This is a genomic window from Vibrio mytili, assembly GCF_000830505.1.
GTDB lineage: Bacteria > Pseudomonadota > Gammaproteobacteria > Enterobacterales > Vibrionaceae > Vibrio > Vibrio mytili.
Window position 1 is genome coordinate 149,518 of the sequence record NZ_JXOK01000004.1, and the last position, 23,081, is coordinate 172,598.

The window sequence follows — 23,081 nt, forward strand, 5'->3', positions numbered from 1 at the left end:
CTCCGGTTGGGCTTTTGTTCTTGATAACCATTTACTCTCGATAACCATTTGTTCTTGATAAACAAGTGATGGCAAGATACGGGATTCAAGGGAAGCATGAATGTCAGATCAAAAACATATTGAATATTCTGGTTGCTCTTTAACGGGAAAAAGAGCAGAAAACCAAGATGCTTTTATCGTGAAATACCCCACGACACGGGATGAGCTAACCTATAAAGGGGTTGTGGCCTGTATCGCCGATGGCGTGAGTTGTAGTAATCAAGCTCAACAAGCCAGCCAGACTGCGACAACTCAATTTGTAACAGACTACTATGCTACCCCGCTAAGCTGGAGTATTAAGCGTTCCGCAAGTGAACTACTCACCAGTTTAAACTCTTGGCTGTACAATCAAGGCAAAGATCACCTCTATCACAACGGTATGGTGACCACGTTCAGTGCGGTAGTAATTAAATCCAATACCGCTTATATCTTCCATGTCGGTGATAGTCGAGTATATCTATTCCGTGACAACAAGCTGACCCTTCTCACCCGTGATCATCAGCGCACTAACTTCGGCCACCAGCATTATTTGACGCGTGCGCTTGGTATAGATGAAAAGGTTGAAATAGATTTTCAAACCTTAGCACTAACAGAAAACGATAAATTAATTTTAACCACGGACGGCGTACATGAGACGTTAACAAACGAGGAAATGAAACAGCACGCGCTTAGCATAGAGGGTTGCGAAGAGCTCTCTCAAGCATTATGTGACGCGGCGTTGTCGCAAGGCAGTTCCGATAATACAAGCTGCATCGTCTTAAAGGTTAATCAATTGCCGAGCTATGACTTGATTGAGCATCAAAACGCCTTACTCGCAAACAGCATTCCACCAGCATTGGAAAAAGGTCAGGTCCTCGATCATTTTGAGATTTTAAAAACCCTTTACGATGGAGCGCGCAGTCATGTTTATCTCGCTCGTGATAAACAAAGTCTCCGTAATATCATTATTAAAGCCCCCTCCTTGAATGACAGCGAAAACCCACAAACGCTAAAGCAGTTTGCCAATGAATATTGGATTGCCACTCAATTAGACAGTCACCGAGTGATGAAAATGTTTCCTCGGCCAAGTGAATCAAAGTTCATCTATCAGGTATGCGAATACATTGAAGGAATCACTCTGCGTCAATGGATGCATGATCACCCTAACCCGCCTCTCGATATCGTTCGGGAGATATTGGATAGCATCGTCAAAGCGGTACGCGTGTTTCAGCGCGCAGACATGATTCATCGTGACCTCAAGCCTGAAAACATTATGGTCACGGGCAATCGCGAAGTAAAAATCATCGACTTTGGCGCAGTGGAAGTCAAAGGTCTGAGTGAAATGCAAAGTGAAGAAAAAGCGTCTTTCCCTCTTGGTTCCGTCAATTATACCGCTCCTGAGTACATTAACACTGGGGACGCAAGCACACTCTCTGATCTGTTTTCTATCGGTATCATCGGTTACGAAATGCTGACTGGCCACCTTCCTTACAAGGAACAGTCACAGCAAACATTGCAGCAAGCCAGACACATCAAATGGCAATACCATTCACTGAAAGAATACCGTGATGATATTCCACTCTGGGTTGACTTGGCATTTCAAAAAGCGACCTCAGAGCTACCGAGTAAACGTTATCAGGCCCTAGGTGATTTTATTGCCGACCTTTTCACACCGAATGTCCAATTACTCAATGACGTTGGAAACAAGCCATTACTAAAACGCAACCCGATTTTATTCTGGAAGTCCCTTGCGGTCGTCGCGTGTATCGTTGCCGTCGTTGAAGGTTTGTTATTATTTCGGTGAGCAACGATACCTAAACGATTAAAAGGTATGTCCGTTATAAATCATGATAAAATACAAATCTTGTTAAAGTTAAAAGGAGTTAACTTTGAGCTCAAGAGAAGCAACGATAATGCTGGTCGATGACCACCCACTGTTTCGCAGTGGTTTAAGACAATTGCTTACTTTGGAAGAAGGTTTGCAAGTGATCTGCGAATATAGCAATGGCGCTGAAGCGATTGAAGGCGCAATTCAACACGACCCGGATTTGATTATCCTCGACCTCAACATGCAAGGTATGAGTGGTTTGGAGACGGTTCGTAATATGCGAGAACAAGGCGTCACGGCTCGTGTCGTCATGCTCACCGTGTCTGACAATGAAGAAGATGTTCTGGAAGCCATATCGAGCGGCGCTGATGGTTATTTATTAAAAGACATGGAGCCAGAAGATATTGTCACCAACATTAAACAAGCGGTATTAGGACAACTCGCCTTGTCTGACCGACTGACCAAAGTACTTCTCGAATCAAGTTCTAAGCCCCAAAAGCAGCCCCGAGATAACCCACTCAAAACACTCACCAATCGCGAACTGGAAATTTTGTCACTCATCTCAAAAGGCATGAGTAATAAACTCATCGCCAATGAGCTAAACATCACAGACTCTACGGTCAAGGTTCATGTGAAGAACTTACTCAAGAAAATTAATGTAAGTTCACGTTTGGAAGCGGCTGTTTGGATGATGGAACATCAGTAGTAACGTATAGGTGCGCGAAAACCTGCGTTGCTACTGGTGCATTTAAAAAGCATTACCACAGAGGAAAGCCACTACTTTTCTAACCTGATCGAGTACATAGTCGGCGTTTATGGCATTGCGTCTCATGATAAAAGGCCACATAGCTATAACTTAAGCCAATCTTAAGTTTCGTTTTGCATACTCCTTCCATGTTCCAAATTGCAACCACGTTGTCATGCCTGATTTAAAAAGCTTTTCGTTTCCTCGTATTAACATGAATATGACCTCTCTTGTCATCCTATGCGCAATCTACTTTGGTACGGTAATGAACTACCCCGTACTAAATGCCATTTTTGATTTGAGCTCAGATGTCACTAATCCTATATTTGCTTATACCGCTCCAGTGTTACTAATTTGTGCTTTTGTGATTATCTTTTCCATGTTTGCATGGCCGTACGTATTCAAGCCCTTCATGGCGTTTGTCGTGTTGACGTCTGCCGCTGCGCTCTATGCAGAGGTAAATTTCCACGTGCTATTTGATACATCAATGATGGAAAGCGTCTTTGAAACCAATGCATCTGAAGTCTCGTTCTACTTCAACACAGAAAGCGTTATCTACTTGCTGTGTTTTGGGGTCCTGCCCTGCGTGTTTCTCGCGATGGTTCGTGTGACGCCATCTCGTACCTGGACGGTAGCCATCATCTCCCGCCTTGGTGTCGTGCTGCTTGCTGTCGCTGGTATTGGTCTCGTCGCCGCTACCAGCTATAAGGATTACGCTTCGGTTGGCCGTAACAACCACTATCTCAACCGAATGATCATCCCTGCACATATTTTTAACGGTGCAAAATACTTAAGCAAAACTTATTTTGAAACCAAGCTTGTTTATAAAGACCAAGGTACTGACGCCAAGGTCGCAGTCTCACCTAACGGCAAACCAACGTTGATGGTGGTGGTACTAGGTGAAACGGCCCGAGCAATGAATTTTGCCTACAATGGTTATGATCGTGATACAAACCCTTATACTAAAGGGATGGGCTTAATCTCATTTCAGAATGTGTCCTCGTGCGGCACCTATACGGCACTGTCGGTACCATGTATGTTCTCCAACATGACTCGTAAGAGTTACGACAAACCCCGTGCAGCCGCGCAAGATAATGCACTAAACGTACTGCAACATGCGGGCGTCGACGTATTGTGGATCGACAACGATGGTGGCGACAAAGGTGTCGCGAAAAAACTACCATATGATCCTATCAATACGTCCCTGAAGAATCAGAACTGTAATGGCACAACTTGTTTTGATGTTGCTATGATGGCAAACGCAAAAAAATTCATTGAGGGAGCATCAAGCAACAAGTTGTTGGTACTTCACACAATAGGCAGTCATGGTCCGACATACTGGCAACGATATCCTGATGCTCAAGCTCCATTCCAGCCAGCTTGTAACCGCAGTGATATCGAAAATTGTAATGACCAAGAAATAACGAACGTATACGATAATACCTTGGTATATACCGACTACGTTTTAGCCCAAGTGATCAATGAGCTCAAAAATGTGTCTAGCGATTACAATGTGATGATGACGTACATTTCCGATCACGGTGAATCTCTAGGAGAGAGTGGACTCTATCTACACGGCACACCCTACATGATTGCGCCTAAGGAACAAACGCACGTGCCTTGGTTAGTTTGGATGCCGGAGCAGTACGCCCAACAAAAAGGAATCAGCACACAATGTATTCGAGAAAAAGCGAACGATAGTGTGCTATCTCACGACAATTTGTTCCACACCCTGCTTGGTTTATATGGCGTGCACTCACAAGTCATAGATCCTAAGTTTGATATAACGCACGACTGCCAAAAAGCCGTGTAAACCCGTTAATTGAGGTCGCCATTCGTCCTCTACTTATCAACACACTCGAGAACGCTACTCATACAAGAAATACAAGAACGCCTCTTCCATCAGGAGGAGGCGTACATAACTCCTGCGTCATCTATGATGATTGCTGCTATTGCTGTAGATAAACTGGCGTATTTATCCCTATAACAGCAGTTCGTGTTTTTAAGTGACACATTGATATCGCCAAACCAGCATAAATACCCCATACTCATAGTGTTAAGCATTGAGTTATCGTGAACTATCCACTGTTTGTCGATGCTAATACCAAGACGCTAACGCGAATTATGAAGAAACGAGGCCAATCATGTTAATCACTTTCCGCTGTAAAGCTTACGCCAACGTTATGATGTTTGGTGATGTCGCGTTACACATGCTGCAACTGATGGGCGTCAGCCAGACCGTACCTAGCTCTATTTCTCCCACAGAAGCAGCCACGGCTCTCAGCAACTTAAAAGCGGCCATTGAACAGGAAAAAGCGCGAGCTCAAGATGAAGATAAACAAGACGAAGACAACGATGATGAGTGGCTCCGACGCCAGTGAGTCTCTCATCTAGAGCAATACCACTGATTGAATTACTGAGTGCTGCGGTAGCAGATGACTGTGATGTGATGTGGGATTCAAACTAATTGTAGTGACGTTTTTTGGGGGAGACAAGTAAGCGCCGTCTCCCTACTCTACAGCCCTTCACGTTACGTGCTTTTATGCACGTTTCTTACTGGCAGTTTTTCTTACTGACATGCAAGTATGCCATACCCACTAGTAGTCCCCAAAGGGTGGCACTAATTCCTAAAAAGCTTATACCGGAAAGGGTGATCAGAAACGTAAAGAGTGCCGGCTCGCGATACCCTTCATCTTTAAAAGCCGATTGTAGGCACATCAGCAACGTTCCCAACAACGCAAAGCCCGCTAAAATCGAGGTCACTTCGGGTGGAAGAGACAAAAATAACTTCACCACGCTTGTCGCGAATAGACCCGCAATAAGGTAAAACACCCCAGCCCAAATGACAGCACGGTATCTCTGAGTTCGATCAGAATCCACTTCAGGCGTCATGCAGATTGCGGCAGAAATGGCCGCTAAATTAACACTAAAGCCACCAAAAGGCGCTGAAACGATATTCACCAAACCAGTACCAATCAAAACCGGTTTGACGGGCGGCTTGTAGCGATAGCTGTTCATCATCGCAATGCCCGGTAAATTCTGTGAGAGCATAGTAATAAGGTACAACGGTAGCGCTAAGTTCAAAATGGCAGTGATATCCAGTTCAGGTGTGACCCATACCGGTTGTGTTAATGAAAATTCCGAAAGTTGCAGGGTATGTTCATCAGCTACAAAGGTATACAGAAGCCCAACCACCAATAGTATCAACATGGCATATCTAGGCATAAAATGTTTCGCCAACAAAAAGCTCACGAACATGACCAGAAATATCGTTGGTGTGCTTGTTACCGTTTCAAATCCGCCTAAGCAAAAAGGCAACAAAATAGCGCCTAACATTGCCGTACCTAATTGGGATGGTATTCGTTCAAGCGCCCGACTCAGTGGACTGATTAAACCTGTTAAGAAAATTAACAGTCCCGACACCACAAAAGCCCCTATCACTTGACTCAATTCATAGTGAAGCGTGGCAGCCACCAACATAGCGGCGCCGGGCGTCGACCATGCCGTTAATATTGGTGTTTTATAAAGCCACGAATACCCTATAGAAGTTAGCCCCATTATTACGCCCAACGCCAACAACCAGCTCTCTATTTGGGGCTGTGTTGCACCAGCTGAGGTTGCGGCCTGAATGATTATGACAACCGAACTGGTATAACCCACAAGGACAGCGGTAAAGCCAGCAGAAATGTGACTTAAGTTGAATAGGCTTTTCATCGGTGATTTTCCCGTTTATATGTTAAAATCCTTTTTCGTGCGTTATTACGCACATACCAAACCATAACACTGTGCGCTATAACGCACAACGGGATATTTTGTTGTGAAGGAATCGATTTTTAAATCTGAAATCGCTCAGCACTTAAAAGCGGAGCGCAAAAGACAAGGCTTAAGCTTGGATGCGACATCCAAGTTAACTGGCGTATCTAAAGCCATGCTTGGGCAAATAGAAAGGGAAGAATCCAACCCAACTATTGCGACACTGTGGAAGATCGCTAGCGGGTTAAATACCTCTTTTTCGGCCTTTTTTGCTCATGTACCAGACTTGCGTTCTGGAGAAAGAACGTTTCCTGATGACTCAAAAATGAAAGTCAGTACATTGTTTCCCTACCAGTCAGATTCTGGTTTGGAAATGTTCGAGATCACACTAACGGAACATCACAAACAAATGTCTTCGCCTCATGGCATCGGAGTTATCGAACATGTCCACGTACTGAGTGGAGAACTAAATGTGTTTTTTAATAATGAATGGCATTGCGTAAAGGAAGGAGAAAGCCTGCGCTTTTTCAGTGATCAGCCACACGGATATGAAGCGGCTACCGAATCAACAACGTTCCAAAATATCGTTTGTTATCCGAAATAGTTGCGAACTAAAGACATGAAAAAGCCCCTCTCTTCAGAGAGGGGCTTTGATAAGCAATATTAATTTTTAAAGGTATCGTTTATTTAAACGCAAGTTTGTTGGTGCCGTATTGACCACAAGACGCATTGTCGAACGCAGGTACCTTACCTTCATTGTAAGAGTCCATAACCACTTGAGGGTCTTTTGGCTCTTCAAGCTTCGCTTTAAGTAGTGTTTTTGTTGTTACACGAGCAAGATCAGAATCACTTTCCATAATTTTCATCATTTCATCGATAAAAGCATCACCACGAACAGCCCAGTCTGCACTGTCGTCGATGTCGTATTTATCAATCGTGTACGCCAACGAACCACACATCGCTACTGCGCCTTTTGCATCTAAATCCGCGACTAAGTCATCCCAGTTAGATAGAACTTGAGCTTGAGCACCAACACTAACAAAACCTAATACAGCTGCGATTAGAACTTTTTTCATTTTGTAATACCTTATTCAAATAGTATTTCAACTACAGAAATTGTCTCTTGCTCTGGCGTGTTTTTACGCGAAACTTGTTTGCAAAAAGACAATGCGATTGTGTGCTCACGTCTTATTTGTTGTCAGAGTTTAAAACATCTGTACATCCAAATTTGACGTCAACACGTGGAGTAGCAGTAATGTCCATTCCATTTGTTTAGCAACTGCTTATGTGCTTGGCCTTAGTGACCAACAGGCTATTAATCCATAGGGCTTTGCCCTCGCCCTTGTTAGCGCACACAAAACAGTGTAGTTACTTTCATCACAAAGAGTGAATAATTAAAATTAATAATCATTAAAATCAAACTAATCAACAACTTAATAAAAAACACCGTTTTATATATCAGGTGTTAAATCAGTAAGTGTTAAGCGAAATGATTGGTCTTTAGCTCGACAAACTTCACGCAGGATCCAAATTCAAGGGATTAATCGAGGTTAACATGCTTAAATGACACTGAAATGAATACGTTATCGTGTACTTTTTAAAGTAGGTGCCCTGTTTTAATGCAAATTTTCACTGACTTAGTGCATTCCCTCTAAACCATGCTACTTAAAAAAACAAAAATACAATAAAATCAACAAGATGAATTTTTGGCACGCAAGCTGCAATAGTTATAATGCAAATGCATGGCAGCGTTTGTGCTTCTCGTTCTTTGTACCTGTATCAACAGGCACGTCCTTTGAATTGGTAATGTCGCCTCCCTCGGGAGGCTTTTTTTTTATCAAAAATACGGTTTGCTGAAAGAAAAGTATCATCCCTACGTTCATATATAATATGAACATTTCAGCGATAATGAATGAGGAAAACGTATGCTTCAACCGATCAAACTGACGCTTTACCCTTGGGCTGGCAGTTGGGGGCCCTTTAAGGTAAACATTCCCTGCGGTGAATGCACGTTGACAAAAGACATACTGGCGGATGCTCTCGAGAATGAACTCGCAGGTATTCCTGTCCAAATTGAAACGAAAGATTGGTTGTCACACTGGTGGGAGCCACTCAAAGTCGGCGCCTGGCACGCCCCTATTGTTATCGTCGAAGGAAAACTGGTTAGTCAAGGCGAAGCACTCAATAGAGGAGCACTGATTCAAGCTGTCATTTCAGAATGGGTGAAACGAGACCAACTAAAGGGTAACGTCGTTTTTGGTAAAGCAAAATGCCCATACTGCATTAAAGCCAAACAGCTTCTTGATGACGCTGGAGTGCAATATCAGTATTACGATGTGGTTAAAGATAGTGCAGCGCTGTACCGTATGATACCTGAAGTTAAAGCGATAATTGGTGAAAAAACGCCTGTCACTGTCCCTCAAATCTGGTTGGAAAGTCAATACGTTGGAGGAATGGTTGATTTAGAAAAATGGTTAGAGAAAAAGGGATTAGATAAAATGCCTGATAATGTTATCGATATCCCAAACCAATCAGGTTGATACGAACTAAAATGTTTGGCTGGAAAAACTGTGTTTTCGGTGAGTATTTTTTATTTATAGATTGCTGTTTGTCTAATGAATAGTCGCTTGTTTAACGAATAGTAGTGATTAATATCAACATTCTAAAAGTAAAACGCCCTGCTCAAATGAACAGGGCGTTTTGGTATTAGTTCGTATTAGTGCGAGAGCTTTTTAACTATACGAGCAAACACTGAAACTTTTTTCTTTTTTGATTTACCGTAGAGTGCTTTGTGCATTACATCCTTAGCAATCATTTGGCCAATATAAGCGCCACCTATTTCGTGATTCATGACCTTCTCCTGTTTATTAACCAAGTCGTTTATGTAGTAAGTTTACTCCACAAAAGCAAAAAAACAAGATATATATCACAAAATTTTGTAATTTAATTTCAGCAATAGTTTGAGCTAGCGTACCGTCCCCTATTAACGCTTAGGCTGATGATACGTTTTCCCCGCCGCAACATAAGTATCTTTCTGTTTGATTTCAAAGAAAGTTTCAAAAAACCAAGCGGCAAATTTCACTAAGTGATCGCCTTCGTTCATTACATGTTCCACGTATTCCTGCTCAACGCCTGCATCATCCGTTTGAGTCGTAACATGGTAAATACGTTTTTCACCTTCTACCTCAGCAAGAGCAAATTGACCAGTCAGAGACTGCGCAACCTCGGCTATTTCCTGCTCGTCACAGGTTTTAAGCAATTCAAGTGCCTGAGGCATAGTATCCTGCTGGACCAGTTGTTTGACTAAAATTTCAAATTCATTTTGTTGCATTCTTTCACCTAAAAATTAAGAGACCAAGCAATGCTTGGTCTCTTGTCTTGAAGCCTATTGAGTATAGCCCGTTACAGCACTGCTTTTTCTTTCTCTTTAAGCAGTCTATTCATTTCATCTCTGTTAGCAATAAACGTCGCCATTTCTTTCTTAGGGACGGAGCTCGCCATTGGAATGTTTGCTCTCATTGCGTTGACAGGACGTCCATATTCAATCAACTCATAATGTAAGTGAGGCCCTGTGACACGACCTGTTTTGCCTGATAGACCAATACGCTGACCTCGAGAGACCTTCTGACCTTTCTTCACCAAAATTTTACTCAGGTGTAGGTAACGTGTTTTGTATTTGCTGCCGTGCTCAATCACCACATAATTCCCCGCATATGGTGCTTACGCGTCATAATCACTTTACCATCACCGGTCGATACCACTGGTGTACCAATTGGCGTAGCGAAGTCCGTACCGTTGTGAGGAGCAATACGTCCGGTTACAGGGTGGTGACGGTTTGGATTAAAACCAGAACTGATTCGCCAGCCACGGCTAACAGGGTAACGCTGGAAGGCTCTCTGTAGACTCTCACCTTTCGCGTTGTAGAACTGACCATCTGTATGCAGATAGGCAGAGATTTCTCGACCACGGTTAAAAATTTTGATCGCTTCGATCTCATTCTTACCTGTCGAGATGCCATCAATGTTTTGAGCACGTCGAACGACTTCAAAACGGTCACCTGCACGTAAATCTCGTCCAAAGTTCACCTGCTCTTTGAGCAAACTAACAACTTGGCTAATTTCCGCAGATGTTAAACCGATACGACTCGCAGAAGAAGAAAAACTTCCTCGGATGACACCAACTAGCGGTTCTTGAACCCATACACCGGGGATTGAAATATCACTGAAGTCGTAGCCACCATCACTATTGAGTTGATAAACCACTTTATCTGCAATTGAAAATTGCAGTTCCATTTTTTCCAACTCGCCGGCGTTTTCATTACGCCAAAAGCGCAATACGTTCCCAGGCTTCAACGTATCCAAAGCGAGGTAGTTTAAATCGGTTTCCATTACTTTCATCAATGAACTGTAACCGAAACCTAACTGGCTAAAAATGGTGCTTAAATTGTCACCAGCTTGGATTTGATATTCAAAATTAGGTGGCGTAACGACTTCAGCAGTCGTTGCGTCAAGAATTCTTTCAACAACCTGCGATTCTGGCAGGTTTAAGGCGATGGTTTTTGTTAAAGACGACTCTTTGAGAGAGTGAGAAATACCTATCGCGGCTAAAACTGGCAAGGAGTACAACAGTAGCGCTCTACGACTTGTCAGATTCGGCAACCGTTTTGTGTTTTCTTTTGTGGACACGGGAATCACTAGCTCCTTTCAAACAAGTGTTATAGCTTATGCAATCCCGTATAAGAAATCACTAGTAAATTTCGCGATCTAGCGCAGAAAACTCCTACTTTTTACATTAATCAAAATAAATTCATCCTTGTTGCATATGTAAGGAATTTCCTGCATGAATGAATATGGCCGAATTCAATTGATCAGGTTGCTCTGCCATTGCTTGAGTATCGCTGTGCGAATAATACGACACACTGATTTTTTCGTCGTCATTCCACACCAACTGAGTGATGTTTACTCTGTCACCAATGTATTGGCTGTCGAGTAACACCACACGACTAGGAATGGGATCAAACTTGAACAGACCAATATAGTAGAATGCACCTGTCCCTTGAGTCGTGACAATCATAGGCGCGACAACCCATGGAACATCCTCTATATCGCGTTTAACGATAAACTCGGTTAACACCTTTACTTGGCCCTTTGTCGCACCAGCATCATATTGACCGATCAAATACCCTGACTCTTTATCCCATTCATCTAAAAAAGTGACCGCGCTTTGCTCAGGCACCTGTATTGTCCAAGGGTTTCGAGATGATATGCCTAAGGTATCCTTCACTATAGAATTGATTTGTGTCTTGGCTTGCGGAAATTTCGCCATGATCTCTTCGTCTGACAAACTAAAACGATAAATACCCGCGATGCTCACCACGACCAACAAAACAATCGGAATCAAAAGAATAAGAGGAATGGGCAAGATTTTCTTACCAGTCATAGGGGCTTCCTTATCAAAAGAGTTATCGATGTCTTCCGCCCGGATTATAACCTCAAATCACTTCAAGGTGCAGGACTCAGAGCCTAACTAAAAGCCACTTCGAAGATCGCTTTACGATATATTGGTATAGGCTGCCAACCAGGCGCTGTTGTCAGTGGTAAAACATGAGCGTTATAATCCCCGCTTAATATCAGTTGGGGCACTATTTTGATTTCCAAACTTCCTCGTTGGGTAGAATATGGCGCATTTCTGTTAGCCCTTTTAGCAGGCTGCGTCAATGCTGTCGGTCTGCTCGGCTTTCACCATCAAGCGATTACACATATTTCGGGTACTGTGACCCAACTAGGGAGCAGTTTACTGACAGATATCGACAGCCCAATTCACCTGTTTCTTATCGTATTTAGCTTTTTAATTGGTGCAGCATTTAGCGGTTTCTTCATTGAAAGCAGCGCCTTAAAACTCGGGCGTCGTTATGGCGTCGCACTTTGTATTGAAGGTAGCTTGCTTTTACTCAGTTTTGGGTTTTTGGTTCAAGGCAACGTATATGGCCAATATCTCGCTTCGGCAGCCTGTGGTTTGCAGAACGCGATGATCACCACCTTTAGCGGCGCCGTTATTAGAACCACACACATGACGGGAATCATTACAGACTTGGGGATCATGATTGGGGAAAGTTTACGAGGAAGACAATTTGACCGACGCAAAGCTAAACTGTTCTTTTTTATCTTTTCTGGGTTCTTGTTAGGTGGAATCGTCGGCGCTGCGCTTTTCGATATATTTGGGTTACGCACACTGCTCTTTCCGGCCTTGCTATCATTCGGTATCGCGTTCATTTACTGGGCATACCTATATTTCCACGCTCATAAAGAATAACGAAATGCGGATTATTATCCATAGCATGATGCCTTAGTGTGTGAATCCGTCATGGCAAACTCAGTGAATATGTCATAAAGACACTGAAACATTTCCCAACTCACATGCTCGCCTTTCACCTTCACAATAAGTTCACAAAAAGCTTACAAACTAAAGATTCCAATTAAAATCCACACAAATTAGAGTGATGCGGTTCTCATTTATAATGCTTTTTAATATTTCTATCACACTGTAAGTCATTGCTAATCATCACGAGCCATCAAAATGATACAATGCACTAACATTCACAACATAACTACATACATTGTCTTATTTTTTAGACAAAAAGCCACAGCTTACTCTGAATATATAGATAATTTTAATGAATAGTATTGCATCAAAAATGGTTTACAGGTAGGCTCACTTCCTGCGGCTGAATACGGATGTTTAGTGAATATTTATGTCATGGAATATGACAAGTGTATTGACTAGTAGTAACAAGAGACGCTTATGCATAACAACATTAATGCGGTAGAAGCCCCAAAACGCAACTTTTGGATGTTTTTCATCCCATCCTTTATCGGTCTTCTGCTCTTCATGGCACCCATCTCTTACGATGGCGGTCTCACCATCCCTGTTGCGGTCCTAGCACAAGTCATTCCAGCCGTTCTTGGTGATGCACTTATCGCGATTATTACGGGTATTATCGCTCTAATGGCTGTTGCCTCTCTTCTTTGCAAGATTTTTCAACCATCTGCTGTGATTCGTAATAGCTTTCTCAACGGTCTGTTTAATCCATCACCATTGTGGTTACTTGTTCGTCTTATCGGTGGTGTAGCCGTCGTGATGACGTTTTTTCAAGTCGGTCCAGAAGCGATTTGGGAAGAAAACACGGGAGGTTTGGTATTAACTGGTTTATTGCCGACCTTGTTCGCTGTCTTTATCTTCGCGGGCCTATTGCTCCCACTATTACTTAATTTCGGTCTATTGGAGCTGATTGGAGCGCTACTCAGTAAAGTGATGCGTCCTGTATTTAATTTGCCTGGTCGTAGTGCCATTGACTGTATGGCTTCTTGGCTGGGTGATGGCAGTGTTGGCATACTTCTCACTAGCAAACAGTACGAAAATAAATTTTATACTCAGCGTGAAGCGGCTGTCGTTGGTACTACGTTCTCTGCGGTATCAATCACATTCAGTTTGGTGGTCATTGCTCAAGTTCAGTTGGAACACCTATTCCTACCGTTTTATGGTGCAGTTTGCTTAGCAGGAATCGTCGCCGCAATCATTATTCCGCGCCTACCACCATTGAGCTTGAAGACAGATCGTTACATTGATGGAAGTGAGCCAAACGCCAATAGTGATGCATTGCCAGAAGGTCATACGACCTGGTCTTGGGGCATGGATTTAGCTCTACAGCGCGCCTCACAAGTAACATCTGTACGTTCAGTATTTAAAGAAGGCGTACACAATGCGGTTGATATGGTATTCGGCGTACTACCTGTGGTTATGGGCCTTGGAACCGTTGCCCTCATGATTGCTGAGTATACTTCGGTATTTGAAGTGCTAGGCCAACCGTTTATCCCATATCTAGAGCTTCTGCACATTCCAGAAGCAGTTGCTGCGTCACAAACCATCGTTGTTGGCTTTGCTGATATGTTTATTCCAGCCATTCTCGCTGCGTCTATCGACAATGAAATGACTCGATTTGTTATTGCTGCGATGTCGGTCACTCAGCTTATCTACATGTCTGAAGTTGGTGCCCTACTACTCGGGAGCAAAATTCCTGTTAACATCGTCGAGCTGTTTGTTATTTTTATCCTTCGTACACTGATCACACTTCCAGTCATCGCGGGTGTGGCACACCTGATATTCTAACCTGAACAGCTCAAAGAAAAAGGCTTCGCAATGCGAAGCCTTTTTTGTACCCAAAGTTAACTACAATTTAAGGCCGACATGGATATAGCGATCATTTGAACGACGGTAATAATGATCATCCACTTTTAAGTAAGTCAGATTCCCTATTTGGATGAAAACACTGTCCCTTGGTATCCGATCTCGGTAGTAGTATCGATGCCTAGGAGGTCTTGAATCAATCACAACTACGTCTCGATGTCTGTGTTTATGTTTATGCTTATGTTTGCGTTTGTGATGATGTCGGTCATCATAATAGTGATCGTGATGATGATGAGCACGCTTATGGCCATGCTTATGTTTTGGATCCGCTATCGCGTCGGCACTAAACATACCGAGAGAGAGCAAAGCGCCAGCCATGGCAACAGATATTTGTTTTGACACAACCGTTCTCCTTTTAAAAAGTAGCCGTCTCAATAATAGGAATCACCACTGTAACCCATGTCAGGCTTTGGCTAAGGTTTATCACTAAATCGTCAGAGTTTTTGTTGTGTATCAGCGTTACGTCAGAGCCATTTTCAGCCAATTTGCATTCATATACATATAGTTAGTTGATAAATAAAGAAAAAGCCGCACAGATAAACTGTGCGGCTTTCAAATAATTCCGATTAGTCTTTAGACTGCTTGGGCAAGCAACAAGAAGCAGCCAAATAGGAACATCATGCTCATTCCCATCGTGCCACCACCCGCTTCATAAATAGTGTCGTCTTCAACCGATACTCGGCGTACTTTCATCGTCATGGAAAGCGGAACAAACACCGCAAGGAATACGAGAATAATTCCAGCATAGCTTAAAATCGCTAAGAAATGTTCTGGCGCGAACACCGCCCCCATTAACGGCAAAACAAAAGTGGCAATAAAGACTACTGGCTTATTGGATTTAAGTAAGTCTGCGTTTTGATCATAAAGTGCCATGGCAACACCTAAGAAAGAAGTCAACAACGCAAGGCCAGTGAACAAAGAGAGAATAAACGCCAATCCAGAATATTTTTGACCAAGAACAGCAATTAACTCCGTTACATTTGCGTATTGCACCAACTCTTGAGGAGGCAAGTTACCCACCACAGCAAGCAGCCACAATAAGTAACAGACTAGAGGAATCGTCGAACCAATGATGATCATATTACGTAACTGGTTCTTACTCGCTTCTTTGTTGTAACTCACGAGTGACGGAATAACCACCATAAACCCAAAACTGGTAAACAGGACTGAACTGGTTTTTATCAACGCGATCTTGTCGTCACTAACAACCTCATCCAATCCTTCGAAACTAGCGCTTGGCATAAGAGCAAAAAGCGTAAGAATAAGCGCAACAATCATACCTACAAAAAGACCACGATTAAGCTTATCGACAACCCCTGTGCCAGCAGAAACAATAATGCCGACCAAGAGCGTAAAGCCTACTTGGCTCGAGACGGTAGAAATAGGCAGTCCAACCGAGGCTGTGACTTTCTGTACCAAATCACCCGCACCAATAATGTAAGCCATCAACAGGCATACTAACAACGCGTAAAGCAGTCCGTTCGTAACCAATTGACCACCTTTACCCAGCGTTTCGCGCGCAATAGCGTTCATGCTGACGCCACCGCCGACTTTACAACTTGCTTCCAAAAGAAGCAAAGCAGCATAAGTCGTCCCAGCCCAAATAAAGAGCATGAGAAGTGTACCCCATAAAAGGCCAAATTGTGCAAGCACCATAGGTATAGCAAGCATACCGGCGCCAAGTGCAGTTCCTGCGACGATCAGAGAACTGCCGATTAGTTTTAGATTCACGGTTAATACCTCAACATTCAATCCGTTTTGTTTTCACCGACGCACAAGGAAATGAGCACGGATGCAGAAGCTATCCCCACCTAAACATGAACGCAAAAGTACACTTTTGAGGCGAAAAAGATACAGGCCAAATAGAGACTGACTCTACGGCGAACATATCTATCCGTTTTTCCGGTCGATGCTTGGTTGATGAAGCGTCACCATTTTGGGTTCGAAGCAAAATGAGTCCTTTCACCAACCATCCCCCCACTCACTATTGAATGGACGAAATTCGCATGGATTGTAAGCCATAATTAGCAGAATTAACAATGAAAAGACCTATCACATGGTGATATATTTCAATAGACTCACCTAGATTACACATAGACATCTACCAACCGTTCAGTTACCAGCGATAAAGTCCCCAAAAAATTATCGAGTGATTTAATCGCGAAATAACAACTTGGTATGTACAAAAAAATTTACAGAACCTCAGTAAGCATTTGAGCGCAGTTACGTAGCCTAGCGATGCCATTATCGCTATTATCCACCACGTACCAACACGCTTTGGTACGAATACCTCAACACACTGATTTACGGTTCGAAAATTTTGGTAAATCGGTGTCTGAATGCTGGGTTTCACTCCCCAGCATTTACATCTTGCCTTTACTACTCATCGCCCTTGAATCTTTAGGTTGGCAATCAGCCGAATGAATGGCAGGCTGCTCCGCTCACATACGCCAGGCTACGATATACTTAGAAGTACTAAAAGCCGACAAATGAAGTAGACAATGAAAAACCTTTCTTTGACCCAATGTGTGATAGCGGCCTTTCTGATGCTGCTTGTCGGCACTGCACCTTTGTCAGCAAAAACCGATAACCAACATTCGGTGAGACCAATCACTCAACCGGGTAACAAACATCACACTCGTCTATTAAAGCGCCCGCATCAACCAGTCAAGCCACCCCATAGTCACAGGCCGCCCCATCATTATCGACCACATCACCATAGGGCGCCTTATATCGTTAGGCCACCGAGGCATCACGCAAGCCATTTCTATGTTCGCAATGCGCACTGGTATCCACCTTATCGTGGTCGATATTACTACTATCATAACGATCTTGTAGGCATTGCAACGTTCGCGGTATTTGCCGGGATCACCTACGCAATCGTTCACGATGCCTATTATCAGCAACGCGGTAACCGTTATGTTTATGTAGAGAGTCCACCCGTAGGCAACTACACGATTATTGATGACGTACCGAACCGATCGTTATCCAGCACCTCAGAGTTAAGACAAGCTGATTTGCCCGGGGTAGCCCGTTCGACAAATTCTGCAAACCAAGCTAAACAGATATTGTCGACCAAACAAACCATTAAACCAAGTAGGTATAAACTTGGTCAGATTATCGATACCCTTCCGCACACCAAAAAAACCGTGGTTGTGGATGGTCAAAGTTACTTCAAATATCAGGACACGTGGTTTATTCCTTTACGAGAGCAACGCAAATACAAAGCCGTCAGAGCACCTTTAGAGTAACGTAAGTCCTTCTCTGTACCACAACCTACTTTCCTTGCGTAAAACACACGCAGCGAGTAAGATCCATCGCAATTCGACGATTAGCTATCAAAAGCCAAACATGAGTAATAAGTGCACAACAAATTGCCAAGCCGTTTTCAACACGACGCAACAGCAATTAGACAATGAAAAAGAAGTTGCCGCACAAGCGAAAGCCTTGGCGCATCCCGCACGCCTCCGAATTCTGCATATTCTCCATACCTTGGAAAAAATGGATGGCTGCTTGAATAGTGATCTCGTCACTGAACTAGGACTCGCACAATCAACGGTATCGGAACACCTTCGCATTCTTAAGCAGGCGGGCTTCATAACGGCAGAGCCAAATCCACCAAAAGTTTGCTACCGCATACAAAGAGACGCTCTCAATAAATTTAGCGCGCTTTTTTCAGAGTTATTTTAGCGTCTGTTGATCCTCATCACTCAATTCCGATGTATACCCAAATAAGTGCCGAAATTTGAATCGTTCAATCATTATTCGGCGACAGAGGTATCAGGAACCAACCGTGATCATTTGTCTGATAGTCATTGGCCCTCTTACTGAGTTTTCATTCCTAATCGCTTTAGTGAACATAACACTGAGAATGAGAGTGAACGACATCAAACACGACACATAGGCACTTTTTTCTACTTGAAAGTTTCGAGCTAAATTTCTTATTCTCTTAATAATGTTTGGTTTATGCTAACTCACTGCTCAGAGAATAAGGAAGACAGAATGGAACTGGATATTTACGTCGTTGACGCGTTTACTGACTCACAATTTAAAGGCAACTCTGCCGCCGTTGTTCCTCTTACAGAATGGTTGGCACCTGAGCTCATGCAAAACATTGCCTCAGAAAATAATCTCTCTGAGACGGCATTTATTAAAAAAACCGCTCCGAATCAGTATGAGATCCGTTGGTTTTCTCCCCTCACAGAAATCGACTTTTGTGGTCATGCAACGTTAGCGTCTTCGCTGGTATTATTCGAGGAGCTTGGTGTTGAAGGCAGTATCGAATTTCACACGCTGCAAGTTGGCCAACTGTCCGTAGTGAAAAATTCACTCGGCAAGATAGAAATGAGTTTCCCGGCGTTACCACCGCAACCCGTTACGAAGATCCCTACTGCACTGATTGAGGGTCTCAGTAGTCAGGTTGATCGTGTCCTGCTGAGCCAGCAAGCTTATTTCGTGATATTAGGAAGCCAACAAGCAGTGGAGTCGATTGAATACCAATCATTGGAGCTGAAAAAACTCGCGCCATACGATGTTGTCGTCACGGCAAAAGGGTCTGAGTATGATTTTGTTTCGCGTTATTTTTGGCCAGCGAATGGCGGAGATGAGGACCCTGTGACTGGCTCTATTCACGCAGGGCTGGCACCATTTTGGGCAAAAGAGCTTGGCAAAACATCACTTATCGCCTACCAAGCTTCAAAGCGCGGTGGAATTTTACACTGCGACGTGAGCGAAGGTAACGTTAAGGTTTCTGGTGATGGTGTGCTGTATATGAAAGGGAAAATTTTCGTTTAACACGATCAACGACTTCAAGCGAAGCCCAACGATCGGTTGGGCTATCATGATAAACAGGTCATCAATGGTCCGTAACTCATTCGCTACCGTAACGACAATCCAAGCTATCCTCTGTGAACCAAATTTTTTGCTGTGACTTGAATATAAGTCTCTCTATTTAAAAAGAATCGCATCCAAATAACATGCTAAAATGTATCTATTAGGGGTCGGCCGGCCTTATAAGGAAGCATGCATTATGAAGAGAATTCTATTCAATACTTTTATCATCGCCCTTCTCGCAGCATGCTCACCAGACAACACACCTCAAGCTCTTGGCACGTTAGAACGTGACCGCGTCACTTTCACAGCCACATCGAATGAGATTATTCGAGCCCTCCCCGTCAAAGAAGGTAGCCTAGTGAGTGAAGGGGACGTACTGGTACAACTGGATAGTACCAGCCAACAAGCGTTGCTCGCTCATGCGGTAGCAGAACAAGCAAAAGCAGATGCCTACTTATTGAAACTGACGAACGGGGAACGACCAGAAGATATCGCGGCCGCCTCTGCAAAAGTAGCAAGAGCCGAGGCACAACTGACTGAAGCACAAAAGAACTTCCAACGCAAAGCCGAATTGGTGCGCAAAAAACTCATCAGTCAATCGGAGAGAGACTCCGCCCTCGCAGCAAGAGACTCTGCCCGAGCAGAGCTAAATTCGACCAAAGAAGAGTTCAGCAAACTTACTGCTGGCTCACGACTAGAGGACATCGAACAAGCTAAAGCTGCGCTAATGGCGGCAAAAGCCGATGTTGCCCTGCAAGAGCAAAAGTTATCAGAGCTGACGATTACGGCAACACGAGAAGGGAAACTGGACAACCTACCGTACAACCTTGGCGAGCGTGTACCTGTTAATGGCATTGTTGCGGTGATTCAGGCTAGCCGCGTGCCCTATGCGCGAGTGTACGTTCCTGCAGACTATCGCATCAACTTCGTACCAGGCAAATCCGTTACGGTGAACGTTGATGGCTTAGACAGCCCATTGCAAGGCACGGTGCGCTGGGTGGCGAGTGAACCATCTTTTACTCCTTATTTTGCTCTGACCGAAGAGGAACGTTCTCGGTTGATGTATTTGGCTGAAGTCGACTTGCCCGAGTCGGCAGTATCGTTGCCTTCCGGCATCCCTGCGCAAGTCGATTTGGTGGAATAGCCCATGACCGAATACGCGATTCAGGCTCACAATGTGGTGAAAAGATTCGGTGATTTTACTGCGATCAACGATATCACGTTAAACGTGCCCAAAGGTTCGATTTACGGTTTTCTAGGGCCTAATGGATGCGGTAAATCCACGACTATTCGCGTGCTTACTGGCTTACTCAGCCCCAGTGAAGGCAGCGTCGATGTGCTCGGTCTAGAGATCCCCAAACAAGCAGAGCAGTTGAGACTTAAGATCGGCTATATGACACAGAAGTTCTCCTTGTACGACGATCTTTCGGTACAGGAAAATCTTGAGTTTATTGGCCAAATCTACAGCTTGCCCAAAAAACACCTCACAGCCAAAATCGAAGATCAACTTCACATATACGGTTTAGGTCAGTTACGAAAACAACGAGTCAATAGCTTGAGTGGCGGTCAGAAACAACGCCTGTCCCTTGCTGCAGCGACGATGCATGAGCCAGAACTTTTGTTCTTAGATGAGCCAACGTCCGCGGTGGACCCAGAAAATCGGCGTGAATTTTGGGAACAACTGTTTGACCTGTGCGACAAAGGCACGACAATCCTTGTGACCACCCATTACATGGACGAAGCTGAACGCTGCCACCGTCTCGCAATCATGGAGTCAGGAGAAATTCGTGCGGATGGTGAACCGGAACAATTAATGCAAAACATGAGGGTGAACATTGTCGAAGTCAAAGCGAACAAACTAAGGGAACTGAAAGAAAAGCTCATTCAGCGTGAAGAAGTTCGTTCTGCTGCACAACTCGGGATTCGATTAAGAATTCTCATTCACCAACATATTGAACAGCCAATAGAATGGTTGAGAAATACTTTTCCAGAACTAAAACATGCTGAAATGAGCGACGCACGTCCTAGTTTAGAAGACGTGTTTGTCAGCGTAACAGGAAAAGGCCGACAATAATGAGTACCATCACCCGTATGAAAGCGGTAATGATAAAAGAGATACGCCAACTGTCTCGTGACCGCATTACATTTGGCATGGTGGTGATGATCCCGCTCATTCAACTGTTACTGTTCGGATTTGCAATCAACACAGATATCCGCAATATCCCTGTTGGCGTTGTAGACCAAAGTGGCAGTACTGCAGGGCGTATCATTACTCAGTCTGTAAAAGTGACTCAGGTCGTGGATATCAAAGAAACCTATGCCACACCTCAAGAAGCAGAACAAGCGATTCAGGATGGTCTCGTGCGTGCGGCACTCATTTTACCCAGCGATCTGACCCAACGAATGATGCAAGGACGTGTTCTTGGGCAATGGATTGTCGATGGTTCTGACACCATGATCAGTTCTGCGATTCTGTCACTGCAAACCATGCCACTCACGGATTTTGACTTCGACATCAGATCAACCCCCATTAAAACCTTTGAAGTCGCGCTCTATTACAATCCGAGTCGGCGCTCAGCAGTCAACATTGTTCCTGGCCTACTAGGAATTATTCTTACTATGACGATGATTTTGTTTACTAGCGCGGCCATTGTTCGAGAGCGTGAGCGTGGCAATCTCGAGCTACTCATCACCACACCGATTCACTCAATCGAGTTGATGATTGCTAAGATCGTTCCGTATATATTTGTTGGATTAATTCAAGTCTTCATCATCTTGGGATTAGGACACTGGATTTTCGACGTACCAATAAACGGCGCTCTGAGTCAGGTTTTGTTAGGCACATTGTTATTTATCGCGGCCAGTTTGACACTTGGATTAGTGATCTCCACCGTCGCCTCGACTCAACTTCAAGCGATGCAGATGACGGTATTTATTCTTCTTCCTTCCATCCTGCTTTCAGGATTTATGTTTCCTTATGAAGGCATGCCCATCGCGGCCCAGTGGATCTCTGAAGTCCTGCCAGCAACGCATTTTATGCGCATGATTCGAGGCATTGTCTTACGTGGTGCAGACTTAGTCGATTTGTGGCGAGATACACTTTGGTTGGTGGGCTTTACCTTACTTGGCTTGCTCGTCGCTTCATTAAGATTTAAGAAATCGCTGGATTAATAACCTGATACTCAATAGTACTCACCGTACGAGCAATCTCTTAAATGGGATATTGTGTAGTTTTTCAGCGAGTCTATTTTGAAATAGAACAGAACCTCTTTGCACACGACACCTTCTCGATCGGTATAAGTAATAAGGCCTTCACTGTAAGCCCGGTTGCCGTCTGACGACTTAATGCGTGCATCTAGCTCAAGGTGCCCTTTATGCGATTTGACCTTATTCTTAACGTCAAATGCATCAATCCACTCTTCCCGATTTGCCATCTGAATCAGCATAGATTCAGCCTGTGTTTCCAACTGCTTAGGATACACATACATTCGGTTGTATCCGAAATAGGCGCACATAAGTAATAAGAGCAAGGTCAATGAGGTTGTTCTTGTCATGCAAGTTTCCTCTTTTTTGTTATTCGTATATCTAAGTAACCTAAAGTTGTTCGATTCAGCGAGAATAGCTGAGCGCTTAGCCGCGGCAACATATGAATCTTGTTTC

The 23,081-nt window shown here is 43.8% G+C and carries 23 protein-coding genes and 1 pseudogene; 15 read left to right on the forward strand and 9 right to left on the reverse strand.

What is annotated here, in order from left to right; translation table 11 throughout:
• Positions 1-100 precede the first annotated feature (100 nt).
• The 5 genes from SU60_RS01200 (at position 101) to SU60_RS22710 (ending at position 5,058) form a co-directional block, all read left to right on the forward strand.
• Complete coding sequence (locus SU60_RS01200; RefSeq protein WP_041153947.1) at positions 101-1,822, forward strand: bifunctional protein-serine/threonine kinase/phosphatase; 1,722 nt, start codon at positions 101-103, stop codon at positions 1,820-1,822.
• 85 nt (positions 1,823-1,907) lie between these two features.
• Entirely contained in the window at positions 1,908-2,552 is a 645-nt protein-coding gene (narL, locus tag SU60_RS01205; protein ID WP_041153948.1) for a two-component system response regulator NarL, read from the forward strand.
• A gap of 259 nt (positions 2,553-2,811) precedes the next feature.
• Entirely contained in the window at positions 2,812-4,404 is a 1,593-nt protein-coding gene (locus tag SU60_RS01210) for a phosphoethanolamine transferase (protein WP_041154105.1), read from the forward strand.
• 331 nt (positions 4,405-4,735) lie between these two features.
• Entirely contained in the window at positions 4,736-4,972 is a 237-nt protein-coding gene (locus tag SU60_RS01215; RefSeq protein ID WP_342418102.1) for a DUF1840 domain-containing protein, read from the forward strand.
• Positions 4,969-5,058 (forward strand): DUF1840 family protein, encoded by a 90-nt coding sequence (locus SU60_RS22710; RefSeq protein ID WP_342418103.1) that lies wholly within the window; start codon positions 4,969-4,971, stop codon positions 5,056-5,058. The genes SU60_RS01215 and SU60_RS22710 overlap by 4 nt, the downstream gene beginning before the upstream one ends.
• 86 nt (positions 5,059-5,144) lie before the next feature.
• Here the strand turns inward: SU60_RS22710 and SU60_RS01220 are convergent, their stop codons facing one another.
• The gene (locus SU60_RS01220; RefSeq protein WP_041153949.1) at positions 5,145-6,305 is read right to left on the reverse strand and encodes a benzoate/H(+) symporter BenE family transporter; all 1,161 of its coding nucleotides are present in this window, start codon (positions 6,303-6,305) and stop codon (positions 5,145-5,147) included.
• Between the two features lie 103 nt (positions 6,306-6,408).
• Here SU60_RS01220 and SU60_RS01225 point away from each other — a divergent pair, with 103 nt between their 5' ends.
• Complete coding sequence (locus tag SU60_RS01225; protein WP_041153950.1) at positions 6,409-6,948, forward strand: helix-turn-helix domain-containing protein; 540 nt, start codon at positions 6,409-6,411, stop codon at positions 6,946-6,948.
• 79 nt (positions 6,949-7,027) lie between these two features.
• On the opposite strand, the gene SU60_RS01230 is transcribed toward SU60_RS01225, so the two are convergent.
• Entirely contained in the window at positions 7,028-7,420 is a 393-nt protein-coding gene (locus SU60_RS01230; RefSeq protein WP_041153951.1) for a hypothetical protein, read from the reverse strand.
• 849 nt (positions 7,421-8,269) lie between these two features.
• Here SU60_RS01230 and SU60_RS01235 point away from each other — a divergent pair.
• Positions 8,270-8,884: a glutaredoxin domain-containing protein gene (locus SU60_RS01235; protein ID WP_041153952.1), complete on the forward strand. Its 615-nt coding sequence runs from the start codon at positions 8,270-8,272 to the stop codon at positions 8,882-8,884.
• Positions 8,885-9,060: 176 nt separating this feature from the next.
• On the opposite strand, the gene SU60_RS22530 is transcribed toward SU60_RS01235, so the two are convergent.
• The 4 genes and pseudogenes from SU60_RS22530 to SU60_RS01250 form a co-directional block, all read right to left on the reverse strand.
• A complete protein-coding gene (locus tag SU60_RS22530; RefSeq protein ID WP_128814582.1) occupies positions 9,061-9,195 on the reverse strand; it encodes a hypothetical protein in 135 nt (44 codons plus the stop codon).
• 132 nt (positions 9,196-9,327) lie between these two features.
• Positions 9,328-9,675 (reverse strand): hypothetical protein, encoded by a 348-nt coding sequence (locus SU60_RS01240; protein WP_041153953.1) that lies wholly within the window; start codon positions 9,673-9,675, stop codon positions 9,328-9,330.
• 71 nt (positions 9,676-9,746) lie between these two features.
• Positions 9,747-11,029 (reverse strand): annotated as a pseudogene (shyA, locus tag SU60_RS01245) (peptidoglycan DD-endopeptidase ShyA).
• A gap of 121 nt (positions 11,030-11,150) precedes the next feature.
• Positions 11,151-11,783 (reverse strand): hypothetical protein, encoded by a 633-nt coding sequence (locus SU60_RS01250; protein WP_041153954.1) that lies wholly within the window; start codon positions 11,781-11,783, stop codon positions 11,151-11,153.
• 207 nt (positions 11,784-11,990) lie between these two features.
• Here SU60_RS01250 and SU60_RS01255 point away from each other — a divergent pair, with 207 nt between their 5' ends.
• Positions 11,991-12,656: a YoaK family protein gene (locus SU60_RS01255; RefSeq protein ID WP_041153955.1), complete on the forward strand. Its 666-nt coding sequence runs from the start codon at positions 11,991-11,993 to the stop codon at positions 12,654-12,656.
• A 489-nt stretch (positions 12,657-13,145) separates the two neighbouring features.
• The gene (locus SU60_RS01260; RefSeq protein ID WP_041153956.1) at positions 13,146-14,510 is read left to right on the forward strand and encodes a YjiH family protein; all 1,365 of its coding nucleotides are present in this window, start codon (positions 13,146-13,148) and stop codon (positions 14,508-14,510) included.
• A 60-nt stretch (positions 14,511-14,570) separates the two neighbouring features.
• On the opposite strand, the gene SU60_RS21095 is transcribed toward SU60_RS01260, so the two are convergent.
• Positions 14,571-14,930, reverse strand: coding sequence for a VPA0510 family protein (locus SU60_RS21095; RefSeq protein ID WP_084735496.1), 360 nt, complete (start codon positions 14,928-14,930; stop codon positions 14,571-14,573).
• Between the two features lie 231 nt (positions 14,931-15,161).
• Entirely contained in the window at positions 15,162-16,319 is a 1,158-nt protein-coding gene (locus SU60_RS01270) for an amino acid permease (protein WP_041153958.1), read from the reverse strand.
• A gap of 770 nt (positions 16,320-17,089) precedes the next feature.
• Between SU60_RS01270 and SU60_RS01275 the strand changes: the two genes are divergently transcribed.
• From SU60_RS01275 to SU60_RS01300, 6 genes are all read left to right on the forward strand, one after another.
• Positions 17,090-17,839, forward strand: coding sequence for a hypothetical protein (locus SU60_RS01275; protein ID WP_041153959.1), 750 nt, complete (start codon positions 17,090-17,092; stop codon positions 17,837-17,839).
• A 100-nt stretch (positions 17,840-17,939) separates the two neighbouring features.
• The gene (locus SU60_RS01280) at positions 17,940-18,278 is read left to right on the forward strand and encodes an ArsR/SmtB family transcription factor (protein ID WP_041154106.1); all 339 of its coding nucleotides are present in this window, start codon (positions 17,940-17,942) and stop codon (positions 18,276-18,278) included.
• 312 nt (positions 18,279-18,590) lie between these two features.
• Positions 18,591-19,382 carry a PhzF family phenazine biosynthesis protein gene (locus SU60_RS01285; RefSeq protein WP_041153960.1) on the forward strand — a complete coding sequence of 264 codons (792 nt, stop codon included), beginning with the start codon at positions 18,591-18,593 and terminating at the stop codon, positions 19,380-19,382.
• Positions 19,383-19,617: 235 nt separating this feature from the next.
• Positions 19,618-20,565, forward strand: coding sequence for an HlyD family secretion protein (locus SU60_RS01290; protein WP_041153961.1), 948 nt, complete (start codon positions 19,618-19,620; stop codon positions 20,563-20,565).
• Positions 20,566-20,568: 3 nt separating this feature from the next.
• Positions 20,569-21,495, forward strand: a complete 927-nt coding sequence (locus SU60_RS01295) for an ABC transporter ATP-binding protein (protein ID WP_041153962.1) — start codon at positions 20,569-20,571, stop codon at positions 21,493-21,495.
• A complete protein-coding gene (locus SU60_RS01300) occupies positions 21,495-22,592 on the forward strand; it encodes an ABC transporter permease (RefSeq protein ID WP_041153963.1) in 1,098 nt (365 codons plus the stop codon). The genes SU60_RS01295 and SU60_RS01300 overlap by 1 nt, the downstream gene beginning before the upstream one ends.
• Before the next feature lie 11 nt (positions 22,593-22,603).
• Here SU60_RS01300 and SU60_RS01305 read toward each other — a convergent pair whose 3' ends face one another.
• A complete protein-coding gene (locus SU60_RS01305) occupies positions 22,604-22,975 on the reverse strand; it encodes a hypothetical protein (protein ID WP_084735500.1) in 372 nt (123 codons plus the stop codon).
• Between the last annotated feature and the right edge of the window lie 106 nt (positions 22,976-23,081).

Bases quoted from the DNA above. Each gene is read 5' to 3' on its own strand.
- SU60_RS01200 (WP_041153947.1), top strand. From the start codon at position 101: ATGTCAGATCAAAAACATATTGAATATTCTGGTTGCTCTTTAACGGGA.
- SU60_RS01210 (WP_041154105.1), top strand. From the start codon at position 2,812: ATGACCTCTCTTGTCATCCTATGCGCAATCTACTTTGGTACGGTAATG.
- SU60_RS01215 (WP_342418102.1), top strand. From the start codon at position 4,736: ATGTTAATCACTTTCCGCTGTAAAGCTTACGCCAACGTTATGATGTTT.
- SU60_RS01220 (WP_041153949.1), bottom strand. From the start codon at position 6,305: ATGAAAAGCCTATTCAACTTAAGTCACATTTCTGCTGGCTTTACCGCT.
- SU60_RS01230 (WP_041153951.1), bottom strand. From the start codon at position 7,420: ATGAAAAAAGTTCTAATCGCAGCTGTATTAGGTTTTGTTAGTGTTGGT.
- SU60_RS01235 (WP_041153952.1), top strand. From the start codon at position 8,270: ATGCTTCAACCGATCAAACTGACGCTTTACCCTTGGGCTGGCAGTTGG.
- SU60_RS22530 (WP_128814582.1), bottom strand. From the start codon at position 9,195: ATGAATCACGAAATAGGTGGCGCTTATATTGGCCAAATGATTGCTAAG.
- SU60_RS01240 (WP_041153953.1), bottom strand. From the start codon at position 9,675: ATGCAACAAAATGAATTTGAAATTTTAGTCAAACAACTGGTCCAGCAG.
- SU60_RS01250 (WP_041153954.1), bottom strand. From the start codon at position 11,783: ATGACTGGTAAGAAAATCTTGCCCATTCCTCTTATTCTTTTGATTCCG.
- SU60_RS01260 (WP_041153956.1), top strand. From the start codon at position 13,146: ATGCATAACAACATTAATGCGGTAGAAGCCCCAAAACGCAACTTTTGG.
- SU60_RS01275 (WP_041153959.1), top strand. From the start codon at position 17,090: ATGAAAAACCTTTCTTTGACCCAATGTGTGATAGCGGCCTTTCTGATG.
- SU60_RS01280 (WP_041154106.1), top strand. From the start codon at position 17,940: ATGAGTAATAAGTGCACAACAAATTGCCAAGCCGTTTTCAACACGACG.
- SU60_RS01285 (WP_041153960.1), top strand. From the start codon at position 18,591: ATGGAACTGGATATTTACGTCGTTGACGCGTTTACTGACTCACAATTT.
- SU60_RS01290 (WP_041153961.1), top strand. From the start codon at position 19,618: ATGAAGAGAATTCTATTCAATACTTTTATCATCGCCCTTCTCGCAGCA.
- SU60_RS01295 (WP_041153962.1), top strand. From the start codon at position 20,569: ATGACCGAATACGCGATTCAGGCTCACAATGTGGTGAAAAGATTCGGT.
- SU60_RS01300 (WP_041153963.1), top strand. From the start codon at position 21,495: ATGAGTACCATCACCCGTATGAAAGCGGTAATGATAAAAGAGATACGC.
- SU60_RS01305 (WP_084735500.1), bottom strand. From the start codon at position 22,975: ATGACAAGAACAACCTCATTGACCTTGCTCTTATTACTTATGTGCGCC.